12 protein-coding genes are annotated in these 15449 nt (G+C 64.3%); 8 read left to right on the top strand and 4 right to left on the bottom strand.

Features of this window, described 5'->3' with window-relative positions:
* Positions 1-181 precede the first annotated feature (181 nt).
* Both GGQ68_RS00785 and GGQ68_RS00780 read left to right on the top strand, forming a co-directional pair.
* The gene (locus tag GGQ68_RS00785) at positions 182-1651 is read left to right on the top strand and encodes a hypothetical protein (RefSeq protein WP_246429202.1); all 1470 of its coding nucleotides are present in this window, start codon (positions 182-184) and stop codon (positions 1649-1651) included.
* On the top strand, positions 1648-2940 hold the full coding sequence (locus GGQ68_RS00780; protein ID WP_183962490.1) for a glycosyltransferase family 4 protein: 1293 nt from the start codon (positions 1648-1650) through the stop codon (positions 2938-2940). Before GGQ68_RS00785 ends, GGQ68_RS00780 begins: the two co-directional genes overlap by 4 nt.
* A gap of 23 nt (positions 2941-2963) precedes the next feature.
* Here the strand turns inward: GGQ68_RS00780 and GGQ68_RS00775 are convergent, their stop codons facing one another.
* From GGQ68_RS00775 to GGQ68_RS00765, 3 genes are read right to left on the bottom strand one after another with little or no spacing between them, the layout of a single operon-like run.
* Positions 2964-3731, bottom strand: a complete 768-nt coding sequence (locus GGQ68_RS00775; RefSeq protein WP_183962489.1) for an SDR family oxidoreductase — start codon at positions 3729-3731, stop codon at positions 2964-2966.
* On the bottom strand, positions 3728-5242 hold the full coding sequence (locus tag GGQ68_RS00770; RefSeq protein WP_183962488.1) for a GMC oxidoreductase: 1515 nt from the start codon (positions 5240-5242) through the stop codon (positions 3728-3730). Before GGQ68_RS00770 ends, GGQ68_RS00775 begins: the two co-directional genes overlap by 4 nt.
* Positions 5239-7290, bottom strand: a complete 2052-nt coding sequence (locus GGQ68_RS00765) for an acyltransferase family protein (RefSeq protein ID WP_183962487.1) — start codon at positions 7288-7290, stop codon at positions 5239-5241. Before GGQ68_RS00765 ends, GGQ68_RS00770 begins: the two co-directional genes overlap by 4 nt.
* Before the next feature lie 171 nt (positions 7291-7461).
* On the opposite strand from GGQ68_RS00765, the gene GGQ68_RS00760 reads away from it, so the two are divergent.
* Positions 7462-7956, top strand: coding sequence for a serine O-acetyltransferase (locus GGQ68_RS00760; RefSeq protein ID WP_183962486.1), 495 nt, complete (start codon positions 7462-7464; stop codon positions 7954-7956).
* Here the strand turns inward: GGQ68_RS00760 and GGQ68_RS00755 are convergent.
* Complete coding sequence (locus GGQ68_RS00755) at positions 7953-8717, bottom strand: WecB/TagA/CpsF family glycosyltransferase (protein ID WP_183962485.1); 765 nt, start codon at positions 8715-8717, stop codon at positions 7953-7955. The two genes, GGQ68_RS00760 and GGQ68_RS00755, sit on opposite strands and share 4 nt — an antisense overlap.
* A gap of 191 nt (positions 8718-8908) precedes the next feature.
* On the opposite strand from GGQ68_RS00755, the gene GGQ68_RS00750 reads away from it, so the two are divergent.
* Genes GGQ68_RS00750 through GGQ68_RS00730 form a run of 5 tightly spaced genes read left to right on the top strand, consistent with a single transcriptional unit; the run spans position 8909 to position 15333 of the window.
* Complete coding sequence (locus GGQ68_RS00750) at positions 8909-10063, top strand: Gfo/Idh/MocA family protein (protein WP_343055791.1); 1155 nt, start codon at positions 8909-8911, stop codon at positions 10061-10063.
* The gene (locus GGQ68_RS00745) at positions 10051-11031 is read left to right on the top strand and encodes an NAD-dependent epimerase/dehydratase family protein (RefSeq protein WP_183962483.1); all 981 of its coding nucleotides are present in this window, start codon (positions 10051-10053) and stop codon (positions 11029-11031) included. Before GGQ68_RS00750 ends, GGQ68_RS00745 begins: the two co-directional genes overlap by 13 nt.
* Positions 11028-12263 carry a glycosyltransferase gene (locus GGQ68_RS00740; protein WP_183962482.1) on the top strand — a complete coding sequence of 412 codons (1236 nt, stop codon included), beginning with the start codon at positions 11028-11030 and terminating at the stop codon, positions 12261-12263. The genes GGQ68_RS00745 and GGQ68_RS00740 overlap by 4 nt, the downstream gene beginning before the upstream one ends.
* On the top strand, positions 12260-13225 hold the full coding sequence (locus tag GGQ68_RS00735; protein ID WP_183962481.1) for a glycosyltransferase family 2 protein: 966 nt from the start codon (positions 12260-12262) through the stop codon (positions 13223-13225). The genes GGQ68_RS00740 and GGQ68_RS00735 overlap by 4 nt, the downstream gene beginning before the upstream one ends.
* Positions 13225-15333: an NAD-dependent epimerase/dehydratase family protein gene (locus GGQ68_RS00730; protein ID WP_183962480.1), complete on the top strand. Its 2109-nt coding sequence runs from the start codon at positions 13225-13227 to the stop codon at positions 15331-15333. Before GGQ68_RS00735 ends, GGQ68_RS00730 begins: the two co-directional genes overlap by 1 nt.
* Positions 15334-15449: the final 116 nt, after the last annotated feature.

Genomic DNA, 15449 nt, shown 5'->3' with positions numbered 1-15449 from the left:
TCCAGAATATCGAACCAATAGACAGTCCAGCGCCTGCCCCGCCTTTTGGGCAAGAGTGTGACGACGCTGACGATACCGCCTCCATGGCCTAAACAGTGGCTGGAACACCACAGGTAACGTTTCCATTTCCACAGATCGGACGCAAAGCTGACGCGACTTCGCCCGATGCGGATGGTAATCCTTGGCAAACCGATCCAAGGCTGTTCGCGCACAGATGCCCAATCCTCTCGCCTTTCTTGCCCTCGCCTGCTTTCCGCTGGTGGTGATGGCACTGTTCGGGAAGCTGCCCGCCGACCGCGCGTTGATCTGGTCGATCCTGCTGGGATACCTGTTCTTGCCGGAACCGCCCGCCGTCTTTGACCTGCCCGCTGCGCCGCCTCTGACCAAGCACAACATTCCCGCGCTGTTCGCCTTTGCCACCGTCCTGTGGCGGCGAAAGCTGTCGGCCTCGCTGCTGCCGCAGTCGATGATCGGCAAAGCCTTTGTGCTGACGTTTGTGCTGTCGCCCATCCTGACAGTGCTCACCAACGGCGAGCCTGTGATATGGGGGGAGGTCGGCCTGCCGCCGCTGGGGGTAAAGGACATGATCGCGCTGTCCGTGCAGCAATTTCTGGTGCTGCTGCCCTTCTTGATGGCGCGGCAGTTCCTGTCTTCGGGGGGGGCACAACGCGAGCTGCTCAAGGCGCTGATGATTGGGGGGCTGGTGTATTCGGCGCTCATGCTGATCGAAATCCGCATGTCTCCGCAGCTGAACATGTGGATTTACGGCTATTATCAGCATTACTTCGGACAGAGCGTCCGCTTTGGCGGCTACCGACCGGTCGTTTTCCTATATCACGGGCTTTGGGTCGCCTTCTACACCTTCATGGCAGCGACGGCCGCCTGGGGTCTGTGGCGGCTGTCCCCCGGCGAGCAGAAGGTAAAGTTTTTGCTCGCAGCGCTTTGGTTGTCGATGATCCTGGTCATGGCAAAATCCATGGGTGCGGTGATCCTGTTTGCCGTCGCCGCGCCGGCGGTGATCTGTCTGCCTGTCCGTTGGCAGATCCGCCTCGCCATCGTTATCGGCGTGATCGCGCTGATCTATCCCATCCTGAAGGGCTTTGCGCTGGTGCCGGAGGAAACGCTCCTCGCCCGCGCCGCTGCCATTGATCCGGACCGGGCGGCATCTCTGCGGTTCCGCTTCATGAACGAGAACACGCTGCTGGACCGCGCCTACCTGAAGCCGCTGTTCGGGTGGGGCAGTTGGGGCCGCAATCACATTCTGGACCCGATCACCGGTTTCATCCTGACGGTCACCGATGGCCGCTGGATCATCACCATCGGCGTCTACGGCTGGGTCGGTTTCGCCGCCGAGTTCGGGCTGATTCTGCTGCCGCTGGTGATGATCGCACAGGAAGTCAGGCTGGCGCGCAGGCTGGACGTGGCGCAAGTGTCGCCTCTGGTCGGTCCACTGGCGCTGCTGCTGGCTTTGAACCTTGCCGATATGGTGCCCAATGCCACGCTTACACCTTTGACGTGGCTGCTGTGCGGGGCGCTTTTGGGCTATGCCGAGCAGCTGCGCACGGCACGCCTTACCTCTCCTCCCCAACCGGTGGATGATACGCAAAAGCCGGTTTCCAAGCCGCTGAAATGGGAGCCCGTGATCCGATGACCCACCCTCGTCCACGCGTTCTGATCATTGCCGAAGCGGCCAATCCCGAATGGGTGTCCGTGCCTTTGGTGGGGTGGTCGCTGGCCTCTGCGCTGCGCGAGGTCGCGGATGTGCACCTCGTGACGCAGGTCCGCAACCGCGACGCCATCCTGCGTGCCGGACTGATCGAAGGCCAAGACTTCACCGCCATCGATTCAGAACGCTTTGCCAAGCCGATGTGGGCCCTGGCCGAAAAGCTGCGCATGGGAGACGGCAAGGGCTGGACCATCGTACAGGCGGTGAATGCCCTGTCCTATCCGTATTTTGAACGACTTGTCTGGCGAAGGTTTGGCCCGGCAATCACGCGCGGCGACTACGACATCGTGCATCGTGTGACGCCGCTGTCGCCGACGTCGCCATCCTCCCTCGCCCGGAAATGTGCGGCGGTGGGCGTGCCTTTTGTGCTGGGGCCGTTGAATGGTGGCGTGCCCTGGCCCGAGGCGTTCGATCACATTCGCCGCGCGGAGAAGGAGTTCCTCGCGCCGCTGCGCCGCGTCTACAAGCTGTTGCCGGGGGCAAGCGCCACATTGGATCACGCCAGCGCCATTCTGGCGGGCAGCCGGTACACGGCGTCGGAAATCCCGGAACGCCATCAGCACAAGACGCTGTGGCTTCCAGAAAATGGCATTGATCCCAAGCGGTTCAATCGCCGTGCCACGCCAGCCGATGGCCCCTTGCGTGTGTGTTTCATCGGAAGGCTCGTGCCCTACAAAGGACCGGACATGCTGCTGGATGCGGCAGCCGATCTGCTGCGCGAAGGCCGGATGAGGCTCGATCTGGTGGGCGACGGGCCGATGATGCCAGAGCTGCGCGCACAGGCGGAGCGGCTTGGCATTGGCGCGGCTGTGACATTTCACGGCTGGCAGGCGCATGACCGGGTGCAGGATGTGCTGTGCCAAAGCCATCTGTTCGCCTTTCCGTCGATCCGTGAATTCGGCGGTGGTGTTGTGCTGGAGGCGATGGCCCTCGGCGTGCCGCCCCTGATCGTGGATTACGCAGGCCCCGGAGAATTGGTGGACAACACCACCGGTATCAAGGTGCCGATCGGATCGCGGGATCAGATCGTCGCGGACTTTCGCCGCGAGTTGACGCGGCTGACCGAGGCGCCAGATCGGCTGGCGCCGCTGGCAGAGACGGCTTTTCAGCGCGTTCAGGACGCCTTTCTATGGTCACGCAAGGCAGAACAGATCGCAAAGGTTTACCGCTGGGTCGGTAGCGGCCAGCCCGCACCGAAGCCGCACCTACTGTAGGCGCCGCCGACGCCCCCGCTGGGTCAGATCTCGGACACCCTGCGGGCGCGCTTGCGTCGCAACAGGATCACATCCTTCAGCCGGGATTTCAGGCCGCGCGGTTCCAGAACCTCATGGTCCATCTCGAACACGGAGCCGGTCAGGGACCGATCGCATGACAGCGCCAGTTGCACGCCCCAAGCCGCCGTCACCTCCGGGTCTAGCCCGTCGGCAATGCCCATTTTCGTCGCCAGCATCCCCGGCATCCAGTCAGACATGACGATGCCGGGAAAACGGTCCCCCAGATCGGCCACCACCGCGCGGGTAAATATGCGCGCCGCGCCCTTGGATACGGCGTAGGCGGATGCGGTCGGCAGTGGCGCCACGTCGGCAAAGGTCGCCACGTTGAGAATCCGGCCCCGCCCGGTCTGAACCATGCCCGCCAGCGCCGCACGCGTGCAATGCACGGTCCCGCCGAGGTTCGTGTTCACCGTCTGCATGAAGCTGTCGCCGGTTTCGCTCAGAAAATCTTTCCTCGGGTAGACGGCGGCGTTGTTCACCAGCACGGCAACTGGGCCAACCCCGTCGCGCAACCGGGAAAATTCGCGCGTGACGGCGCCACCGTCAGAGACATCCAGCACAACCGGATGAAACCGATCCAGCCCCGCGCCGGTTTTGGCCAGGGTCTCCGCCTGCCGCCCCATGCCAACCACGGTGAAGCCCGCCGCGCAGAATTGCCGGGCCATGGCGCGCCCCAGACCAGAGCCTGCGCCGGTCACGACAACGATGCCGTCCTTCGGTGTGATCTTCATCCGTCATGCTCCAGCAGTCCCGCCGCCACCGAAAGCGCATAGGCAGCGATTGTCAGGCTTGGGTTAACACCCATGGAGGTCGGCATGAAAGACGCATCCGCAACCCACAGGTTGTCGACCTCATGCGCGCGCCCGTCAGGCCGCAGCACCGATTGCGCCGGATCATCGCCAAACCGCAGACTGCCGCAGGGGTGGCCCCAGTTCAGCTCCGGCGTGACGCTCAGGAAGCGGCCGCCCAGGCCGCGACGGATCGCGCGACGAAACGCGCGGCGCCGGGTCTTCAACTCCTCCGACAGGCGGTAGACGACGCGGCCATCGGCCTCCACCCGGTTTTCGGCGTAGGGCAGATCCTCCATCAGTCCGACGAAGATCTGCGCAGACCCCAACATCCGGGCGGCCAGCGCGGCCGGCAAACGCGTGAACGGGGACAGCCGGGACCAGCCTTTGGCCGCCAGCATCCGGTTGAGATAAAACACGATTTCACCGTAGGAGGCGCGGATGCCCATGGCTTGCACCGTGCCCAGCCGCTGCCCGTCGCGGTGGTAGAAGTCCCGCAGGGACACGGCCTTGGTCGCCGGGCCTTCGACACGCGGCCAGAGCGCGAACATTTCGTTCACGTGAAACATCAGGTTCCGCCCGACAAGGCCCGAGCCGTTCGCCACGCCCACCTCCCATCCCGCACAGGCGGAGCGCAACAGCACCTGAGGCGACCCGAGTGCGCCCGCCGCCAACACGTAGCGTCGTGCGGTAAAGCGGCGGGTTTGCCCATCCACCACGGCCTCCACCGCAGCGACGCGCGGACCGTCCATCACCAGCCGCGTGACCTCCGCCCCGGTGAGCATCTCCGCCCGCCCGGTGGCCAAAGCGGGCTCCACCCCTGCGGACCGTCCATCCATCTTGCACGCCTTCGGGCATTTGCGGCCAAGGCACATCTGGCAGCCGTCGGCGCGCTCCACCGCTGTGTGTGCGTGATAGGGATGCAGGCCGCGGGCGCGAAATCTGTTCATCAGCGCCATTTCCACCGCGGTCAGAGCGGGCGGATCGCGCAGCGGCAGCGGGGCCTCATCTGACAGTGGATCAGGCGTGCCGTAAACGCGATACATCTGCGCGGCCTCTGCGTAGAAAGGCGCCAGCGCGTCAAAGCCCAAGGGCCAGCCGCCGGTGGGATGTGGGCGCTGCGGGGTGTCCTCAAGATCATGCCGTTCCGGCCGTTCCAGCGTCGCGGCATAGAACACCGAGCTGCCGCCCGGACCGGACCCCAAAGGCGCGTAAAACGATTGCGTCACGCCGTCGACCTCGACCGACAAGGGTTGAGGCCAAAGCCCGCGTTTCGCGCGCGCCTCCGGCACGAAGATCTCTGACAGGCCATTTTCGGCGCTGCGCGCATCGGCCTGCCCTTTTTCGAGAAACAGCACCCTTTGACCGGCTTCGGCCAGACGTCTGCCGAGCGTGCCACCGCCAATGCCCGTGCCGATGACCAGCACATCCCAGTCGCCGTCCGACAGGGTCATGGCAGAGGGACCGTATTCAGAGCGGAGCCGCGCGCGTCGCCGCGAAACACCGGTGCAAAGACATCGCGCAGACGACGGGCCGCGCTGTTGGTCATGTGGTTGTTGTCGAAGTACTGGCCGGTGCCGCTGTGCACAGCGCTGCACGTCGCGTCGTCGCAGAGCCATGGCCACGGGTCCAGCCAGCCCACGCGGCCCGAGGCCACCAGACCGCGCCACGGCGCATCCGCCAAAGCAGCACGGGCGGCGATATCCTCGCGCGGGACCACCGATTGCGTCACAGGTTCGGCGGCGAAGGGAAGCCTTGCATGAGCGGTCTCCCGTGCGGCACGGCGGCTGTCGTAGAACGGAACCTCGGGCGGTTGGCGCAACACGTAGACCTCGCCAAACTGGCGGAGGAGCTGGTCGACTGTGGCCTCTGATGCCTCGGACAGAACATCCACCTGCGGTTCCGCGACGCGCTCTGGCCGCTCTGTGGGGAAGATGGAGATCAGGTTGTTCGCGTCCAACCCGGTGCCCTGCCCCGTCGCGTAATAACCCCATCGCCCGATCAACAGAACGCGTTGAACGCTGTTCAACCGGCCAAGCGCCTGTTTGATTTGCATATTCGCCTGACGACAGGCTGTGTTCTGCGCCGGTGTTGCGGCGCTTTCGACCTTGCGCAGGCCGATCAGCGGTGGACAACCTGCGCGCCACAGCACCATGGCCGGCACGCCGGCCTCATCAGCAGCAAGCGCCAGCCCCTCGTAAAACGCGCGCACGTGGCTGTCGCCCCAGATCAGCACCTGCGGCGGCCCCTCCGGGCCGATGGGACAGACCTCAAGCCCGTCGAGAGGCAGATCGTCGGCCACGTAGCAGCGGCTGAAATCCTGCAAGAAATCGGCTGAGGCCGCGATATGCACCCCTGCCTCCGGCCCAAACCTGCCGGGCAGACCGTCCTCAGCCCGCAAAAACAGGCCGAAACCCAACACGGCCGCGCTGGCGAGCACTGTTCCGCCCGCCAGAACCCAGCCCGGCAGCCGAACGGCCCGGCGCACCGGCTGTTCGACAAAGCGCCATGACAGCCATGCCAGACCGACGGAGAGCGCCATCCAGATCAGCGCCTCAAACGGGTTTGCGTAGCCGTCCCGCAGACTGTTGGACAGGGTCACAACCGGCCAATGCCACAGGTACAGCGAATAGGAAATCAGACCGAAAAACCTGAAAGCAGGGAGGCGCAGCAGACGATTGACCGCGCCGTCGTTCCTCCCGTTGGCCAGCACCAATAGTGTGCCGAGCACCGGAACGGTCGCCAGCAGACCGGGAAACAGCGGCCCGGATGGTATCATCACAACGGACAGAAGCACGAGGCCGAGGCCCACCCAGCTCAACGCGCGCCAGCCCTCCCACCGGGTGCCTCGCGTCTGGCCCCAAATGGCCAGCAACACGCCGCTGAGCATCTCCCACGCGCGGAATGGAAACAGGTAGAAGCTGGCCGACGGATACTGCGGCGTCATCAAGACGCAGGCCACAAGCGACGCGGCCCAGCACGCCACCAGCGCCCAAATCATCGCGCGACGGGACCGCGCCAGCAGCAGGAACATCAGCGGCAGGAAGATGTAGAACTGCTCTTCCACCGCCAGCGACCAGGTGTGCAAAAGCGGTTTGTCGTGGGCTGCGGCGTCGAAATAACCCGTCTGCCGCCAAAACAGAAAGTTGGACAAGTAGAAGGAGGCGGCAACGGCGCTTTTGCCGAACTCGCGATACTCAAAGGGCAGAAGCAACACCCAGCCCAACGCTGCCGTCCCCAGCACCATAGCAAAGAATGCAGGCGCCAGCCGTCGGAACCGGCGCAGGTAAAACGCGCCGATACGGATCTTGTCATTCGCGCAGTATTCGCGCCACATCAGGCCGCCGATCAGATAGCCGGAGATGACAAAGAACACATCGACGCCGGTAAATCCGCCCCGCAGCGGCAGACCGAAGTGATACAGAACCACGGACAGCACTGCGACGGCGCGCAGCCCGTCGATATCGCCGCGATAGGCGGGATGCGGGGACGTCTCGGTCATGTGTTTCCGGGTTCTCCGGCGCGGATGAAGTTCATGCCTGCATCGTTGTGCGCCGGCTTTGCCGACGGGGACAGCGTCGCCCCATGCAAACAGCGTGTTTTGTTGCCATTGTGTGCAAGATACAGCATTTCTGGGCAGGAATATGGCGCATCGCCGTGGAGGCCAATGAGAATGCATCAAGAAAGCGACATTTCGGCGAGCGTGCCCGATTGGTCACGGGAAACGGTGTCGCGCTTTTGGGACCCGGGCCCAAAGCTGATCCGGTCGGTGCGCCGCTATCAGGCCTGTCGCGCGCGGGGCCCCCTGGGGCGGATGCGCGCGAAATACTGGGTGATGGTGCATTGGTTCTGGACGCTGATGACGCAATCCGAGCTGCATCTCAACACGCAGATCGGGGGCGGTCTGCGGCTGACACATCCGACCGGCATCATCATACACCCCGAGGCCGTGATCGGCCCGAACTGCATGATTTTCCATCAGGTGACCTTCGCCGGGCCGGTGATCCTGGGGGGGCATGTGGATGTGGGCGCTGGGGCCAAGCTGATCGGGCCTTTGACCGTGGGCGATCACGCGGTGATCGGCGCCAATGCTGTCGTGACGCGGGATGTGCCTGCCGGGGCGACCGTGGCCGGTGTGCCCGCGCGGGTCATTTCCAAAGCCCCTTAGACCTTGCGATCCTTCAACCGGATCAGCGCGGCTTTCGCCGCTTCGCCGGGCAGGATCGCCAGGCATTTGGCGTAACGCGGGCCAAGCCGCCTGGGGCTGGAGGCCGCGCGCCACAACCATTCCAGCGCAAATTTGCGCACCCATTCTGGCGCGCGATTCTGTTCGCCGGCATAAAAATCCAACCCGGCGCCGATGGAGGCAAAGCCCACTTCCGGCGCGACTTTGCGGCCATGGGCGGCGAACATTTCCTGCTTGGGCGCGCCCAGGGCTACAAAGCACAGGCGCGCACCGCTGTCGGCGATTTCGCCCAGCATCGCCTCTGCCAGCTCGCTTTCGGGGTCAAAGCCCATGGCGGGTGCGATGCGGCAAACCACACGCAGATCGCGCACTTCGCGTTCCAGGTATTCCTGCGCGGCGGCCAACACCCGGTCGGACGCACCGAACAGCGCGACAGTGACCCCTTGGGCGGCGGCAAGACGCGCAAGAGGCAATATCGCCTCCGATCCGGGGATCAGCGAGACAGGCCGCCCCGCCAGTCGGGACATCCAGACGATGGGGTTGCCATCCGCCACGACGAAATCCTGCGCCGCATAGGCCATGCGGAACCGAGGCGAGGCGCGCAGTTTGACGATGTGGTCAAGGTTAATGGTCGCCAGGGCAAAGCCACGGCGTTGCGCAAAACGTTCTCGCACGCGCGCTTCGAGCACGGCCCAGTTGGGCACGTTGACCTCTATCTCTTCACCCTCGACACCGAAGAACATTGGCAGCCTCGCTTCCCCGTCTGCGTAGATAGCGCGTCCTATCCACAAGGTCCGTGCCGTTTGTGCAACAACACTGCCAAAAATTCATGCAGTGATGCCGCAGTGCCGCAGTCATGGCCGATTTCCGGGCAGAGCGCCGAAAAATCGCCACGTTCTCCTGTAAGGGGAAGGCGGGTCACGAGGGGTGCGTTGTGAAAAGCACGACGGTTTTGAATAGCGGTCAGAAGGACCGGATCCTGTTGCTCGGCTGCGGTTTCGTGGCCGACCTGTATGCGCGTTCCCTGAAGACCTTTCCGAATATCGAGGTCGCGGGGGTCTTTGACATCGACGCGGCACGGCGGGCGGCGTTCTGCAGCCATTGGGGCTACCCTCAGTGTGACAGTTTCGCGGCGCTTCTGGCGGCTGCGCCCGGTGCCTTGGTGGTGAACCTGACAAACCCGCATGCGCATTTTGACACGTCAAAAGCCTGCCTGGAGGCGGGGCACCCGGTCTATTCCGAAAAGCCACTGGCGACCGCCTTTGACGATGCGCGCGCTCTGCACGATCTGGCCGAGGCGAAAGGGTTGGTCCTGGCCTCCGCGCCCTGTTCGGCCTTGGGCGAAGCAGCGCAGACGCTCGGCCATGCCTTGCGCGCGGGCACTGTCGGCACACCTCGGGCGATTTATGCCGAATTGGACGATGGGTTCATCCCGCAGGCTGCCTATCACAAGTGGGTCTCGGAATCCGGCGCGCCCTGGCCGTTCGAGGACGAGTTCCGCGTCGGATGCACGCTGGAACATGCGGGCTATTACCTCACATGGCTTATGTCGTGGTTCGGATCGGTGCGCACCGTGGTGGCCGCAAGCGCAGAGACCATCCCCGACAAGGAGGGCAACGGCCCGTTTGCCCCTGATCTGTCCGTGGCGATTCTTTACTTCGAGAACGGCCCGGTGACGCGGCTGACCTGCTCGATCACCGCGCCACATGATCACACCATCCGCGTCGTCGGGGACAAAGGCGTGCTGTCCTGCAAGGCCGCATGGGACAACGCGGCCAAGGTGCGCTTTGCCCGCCGCCTGACGGTGCGACGGCGGCTGATGGAACACCCCTGGCCGAAGCGGATCAAGCTGCCGCAGCCCACCCATCCCAAGGTCGAGCGCTGGGGCGCGGCGGCGATGAACTTTGCCCTCGGTCCGGCGGAGGTGCTGCAGGCCGCGCGGGAACATCGGCCGCCGCGCATGACCAACGCCATGGCTTTGCACCTGACAGAGGTCACATTGGCCATCCAGAACGCGGGAGAGACCACAGGCGCCCAGCGCATGACCACGACCTGCGACCCGGTGGAGCCGATGCCATGGGCGAAATGACCGCTTTGACCATCGCGATAACCGGGGCCAATGGCTTTGTCGGGCGCGCCTGCGTGGCTGAGGCGCGGCGGCAAGGATTGCCTGTGCTGGCCGTGACCCGTTCCACCCCGTTGCCCCAGTGGGCCGACGACGCGGGCATCACACATCTCCGGCTTGACCTCACCGACGCGGAGGCAGCGCAGCGTCTGGCCGAGGCCTTGCCAGACAGCGCAGCACTGATCCACGCGGCGGCGCATCTGGGGGACGATCCCGAACGCCTCGCCCGCGACACCATGACCGCAAGCGCCACGGTCCGCGATGCGCTGCGCGTGCGGCCTTCCCGGTTGGTCCTGATCTCCTCCCTTGCGGTTTATGACACCGACCGGCTTGCCCCCGGCGAGGCGATGACCGAGGCGACGCCGCTGATCCCCATGCCCTCGACCCCGGCAAACGCGCGCGACGCCTATGCCGGGGCCAAGCGGATGCAGGAGGCGCTGTTGGCTGAAGCGTTGCGCGACGGCTGGACCTTGCGCCCCGGCGTGATCTGGGGACCGGGGCGGTCTTGGCACGCGCTTCAGGGGTTCTGGGCATCGAAGCTGTTTGTCACCATTGGGTCGGAGGGGGAGCTGCCGCTCGCCCATGTGGATCACGTTGCCCGCGCGGCTATCACGGCGGCGCAGACCTCCGGTCCCGGCACGGTGAATGTGTTTGACGACGACCGCCCGACGCGCGCCCGGTTTCTGCGCGCGCACAAACGGTGCTACGGCTGGCCCCGGATCAACACGTCCGTGCCCTATGGCGCGTGGGCTGGCATGGCCGGTGTGCTGGGGCCACTGTCAGCCAAGCTGCCCGGCCTGTTCCAGCCGTCCATTCTACGCGCCCGCATGATGCCACTGACCTACCCGAACACAGCGCTGCGCCATAGATTGGGTGGCGAAGACATCGACAGCTTTGAGGGCATGATGGCCCGCACGAAAGAGTCAGAATGACACTGCCGAAACTCGCCTATCTCACCGGGGAATACCCGCGCGCCTCCGACACGTTCATTCAGCGTGAAGTGGCGGCGCTGCGCGCACTGGGCCACGAGGTGGAGACCTGTTCCATCCGCACCACCGGGGCCGAACACCTCGTGGGGCCGGAACAGCGCGCAGAGCACACGCGCACGTTCAAAGTGCTCGACGCCTGCAAGGGTCCCAGACTGATGCGCGCGCACCTGCGCTACCTCAAGCGCCCCAGACGGTACATGCGTGCGCTGAAACTGGCATGGACCACCGCGCCAAAAGGGATCAAGGGGCGCCTCTACAACCTTATCTACTTTGCCGAGGCTGCGGTGCTGGCGGACCACATGCAGCGGCAAGGCATCGACCATCTGCACAATCACATCGCCAAGGCGTCCTGCACCGTGGCGATGCTGGCCTCCGAGATGTCGGGCATTCCCTACAGTTTTACCATCCACGGGCCGGACATCTTCTTTGAGCCGCATCATTGGCGCATTGACGAAAAGTCCGAACGCGCGGCCTTTGTCGCCTGCATCAGCGATTTCGCCCGTTCGCAACTGATGTGCTTTGCCAACCAGATCCATTGGGACCGGTTTCACGTCATTCATTGCGGCGTGGACCCCTCGCGCTATACGAGCGCCCCCCATGACGCGCAGAACATGCTGTTCGTCGGTCGGCTCGCCGGGGTCAAAGGCGTGCCCGTGCTGCTGCGCGCGATTGCACTGCTGCGCCACACGCACCCGGATCTGAGGCTGACCCTGATCGGTGACGGACCGGAACGCGCCGCCATCGACGCATACGCCCGCCAGTTGGACATGCACCCCTTTATCACCTTCATGGGTTACCGCAGTCAGGCCGAAGTGGCCGAGGAACTGTCGCGCACCGATCTGTTCGTGCTGCCCTCCTTTGCCGAGGGCGTCCCGGTGGTTTTGATGGAAGCGATGGCCTCCGGCGTGCCGGTCGTTACCACGCGCATCGCCGGCGTGTCTGAGCTGGTGCGTGACAACGCCGGAACTCTGGTCGCGCCGGGGGACGCCGATGCGCTGGCGCAGGCCATTGCCGACACGCTTGCCCGCGATGACCGCAGGGAAATGGGCGCGCAGGGCCGCGCTATTGTCGAGACCGATTACAACATACATACAGAGGCCGCGCGCCTCTCGACGCTGTTCACCACTTATGCGCGCGGGGAACAGCCCCCCAAACGGCCGGAGCCTGCCGCATGACCCCGATCCACGTTATACTGATTGGCCGCAACGAGGGGGCTCGACTGGTGGCGTCCTTGGCATCGGTGCGCGGCATGGCCAATCGTGTCATCTATGTGGACTCCGGCTCCACCGACGACAGCGTGCTCGAGGCCGAGCGTGCCGGCGCATTGGTCGTGCAACTGGACATGTCCGTGCCGTTCAGCGCCGCGCGCGCGCGCAACGCAGGCTTTGACGCGCTGCGCCTGCCCGACGGCGCCCCCGACTACGTGCAATTCATCGACGGTGACTGCGCGCTGGTGGAAGGCTGGCTCGACGCCGGGCGCGACTTTCTCGACGGGCACCCAGAGGTCGGCATGGTCACCGGTTGGCGGTCCGAGATTCACCCCGAGGCATCCTTGTACAATCGGCTTTGCGATTGGGAATGGCATCGCCCCGCCGGGCCGATCAAAGCGTGTGGCGGCGACATGATGGTGCGCGCCGCGCTGTGGCAGCAGGTGGGGGGCATGAACCCGTCGATCGTCGCAAGTGAGGATGAAGAGGTCTGCGTCCGCTTTCGCAAGGCAGGTTGGTCCCTGCACCGGCTGCCCCTGCCAATGACCCGGCATGATGCAGCCATGCTGCGTTTTGGCCAGTGGTGGCAGCGAGCGGTCCGCACCGGGCATGGCTTTGCCCAGGTCGGTCATCTGCATCCCGAATATTTCGCCAACGAACGCCGTCGCACCTGGATTTACGCCGCGCTTCTGCCATTTGCGATGATCTTCGGGCTGGTGACGTCGCTCTGGCTGACGTTCTTGGTGATTGGCCTGTATGGATTGAACTACCTGCGCACCATGCAGGGCCTTAAACGTAACGGCCTGTCAGAGCCCGCGCGACAGGCCAGCCTTATCTTTCTTTCCAAATTTCCGAACCTGATCGGCATGCTGCGCTTTTACCGGCGGCGGCTGACCGGGGCGGACATGACACTGATCGAGTACAAGTAATGACCCAAGAGATACGCATCGGACTGATTGGCGCAGGATACATCGCAGACTGGCACGCAGACGCGCTTGGTGCCACGCCCGGGGTTCGAATCGCCGCCATCTGCGACCCACGCGAATCCGCTGCCAAAACCCTCGCGGATCAACATGGGGCAGAGGTGTTCACATCTGTGGATAACTTGATCGAATCGAAAACCTGTGACGCGGTTCATATTCTCACACCGCCCAACGTACACGAGGGTATCGCCACACAATGTCTGTCTGGCGGCCTGAATGTGCTTGTGGAAAAGCCTGTTGCCGAATCAGCCGAAGCCACCCGCCGAATCGCGGACACCGCGCGGACGCATGGGCAGCTGTTTGCCCCCGGTCACAACTTTCTTGGACTGCCGTCATATGTCGCCATGAAGCGCGCGATGCAAGAGGGCGATTACGGTCGGATCCACACCGCAGAGATCCTTTGGGCGCTGCCGCTTGCGCCGCTGCGGTCAGGGCCCTTTAACCTGTGGCTTTTGCAGCAACCGCAGAACCTGCTGCTGGAACTGGGCCCGCATCTGGTGGCCTTTGCCCACGACCTGTTTGGCGAGATCGAGATCACCCATGCCGAAGCCGGTCATCCGGTGATGCTTCCCGGCGACGACGCCCGACCGCAGAGCTTTCGCATCCTCGCCCGTGCCGGTCATGTGAACCTCTCGTTCCAGATCACCATGGTCGAAACCGTGGATGACCGCTCTGTCACGTTGCGCGGCTCCTCTGCGCGGGCGTGTCTGGACTATGCTGCCGACACGCTGACGGTGGAACGGGAGAATGCCTCGGATCTGATCGTGAACCCGCTGCGCAAACAGCTCGACGTGTCCGAGCAACGGCTCAAGGTCGGGGCGCAGAACGCCTGGACGCAAGCGCGCTCCCTCAACACGCGCAGCCCCTATGCGCAAAGCTTTCGGGGCATGGGCGCCGCGATCTACGGCGCAATGGCGAAGGGCGCGCAAGATCCGCGTTTCTCTGCCGAGTCTGCGGTGGCCGTGATGGACACCATCGACCGCATCATCGACGCGCTTCCGGAAGATGTGAAACAGGTGGCCGCCCCTGCGGTGCAGACCCGCCAGCCCAACCCCACCGCGATGGTCATCGGCGGCACCGGCTTTATCGGACGCGCTTTGACACGGCGGTTGGTGGAGACAGGCCGCGATGTGCGCGTCGTGTCGCGCGGGCGCTCCGGCCCCTTCCCTGACCTGCCCGATCAGGTGGAAACCGTTCCGGTGGACCTTTACGATCTGGACGCGCTCACCGAGGCGATGCAAGGGATCGAGGTGGTCTACAACCTCGCCCGTGCGATGACCGACACGTGGCAGGACGCGTTGATCCATGATGTGGGCGTGGCCACGCGCATCGGTATGGCCTGTGAAAAGGCTGGCGTGAAACGGCTTGTCTATACCGGCACCATCGCGTCCTACGACATGTCTGACCCGACAAAGACCATCTCTGAGACGACCGGCTTTGCCGACGATATGACAGACCGCAACATGTACGCCCGGTCAAAGGCCGAGTGTGAAAAGCAACTGCTGAAACTGCATCGAGAGCGGGGCCTGCCGCTGACCATCGCGCGGCCCGGCATCGTGGTCGGCCCCGGCGGCCCGCTGCAACACTGGGGGATCGGGCGCTGGCACGGCGCGGGGGCTGTGCGCATCTGGGGGCATGGACGCAACATCCTGCCCTTTGTGCTCAATGACGACGTGGCAGACGGGCTGATCGCCATGGGCGAGGCGGATGCTGTCCAAGTCGAGGGCCAGAGCTTTAACCTGATCGGGGAGCCGATGTTGTCCGCCCGCGATTACTTTGACGCGATCCACGACCAACTGGGCGCGCGTATTCGCGTGGTGCCGGGCAATCTGAATGTCTTTTACGCGTCTGATGCAGTGAAGTACCTGCTCAAAAAGCACGCATTGCGGCGCAAGGCGGTCATCCGCCCGTCACGCGCCGACTGGCAAAGCCGGGCGCACTTTTCCCACTTCGACAACGGCGCGCCCAAACGCGTTCTGGGCTGGCAGCCCGAAGCCGACCGCGCGCGGTTCATCGATCGGGCGATCACGCAGGCGGGCTTGTTCGGGTTTTGATCGGAACGGCCAGTTTGGTGAACAATCCCTGTCAATCGGTCTCATTCTGGCCCGAATCTTCTGATTTAACCACATTTGACAGGGACGCGATGTGAGTTTTGGGCGTCAGTGAAGAG

The organism is Sagittula marina (assembly GCF_014196795.1).
Classification (GTDB): Bacteria; Pseudomonadota; Alphaproteobacteria; order Rhodobacterales; family Rhodobacteraceae; genus Sagittula; species Sagittula marina.
This window is presented reverse-complemented; position numbering and strand designations above follow the sequence as displayed.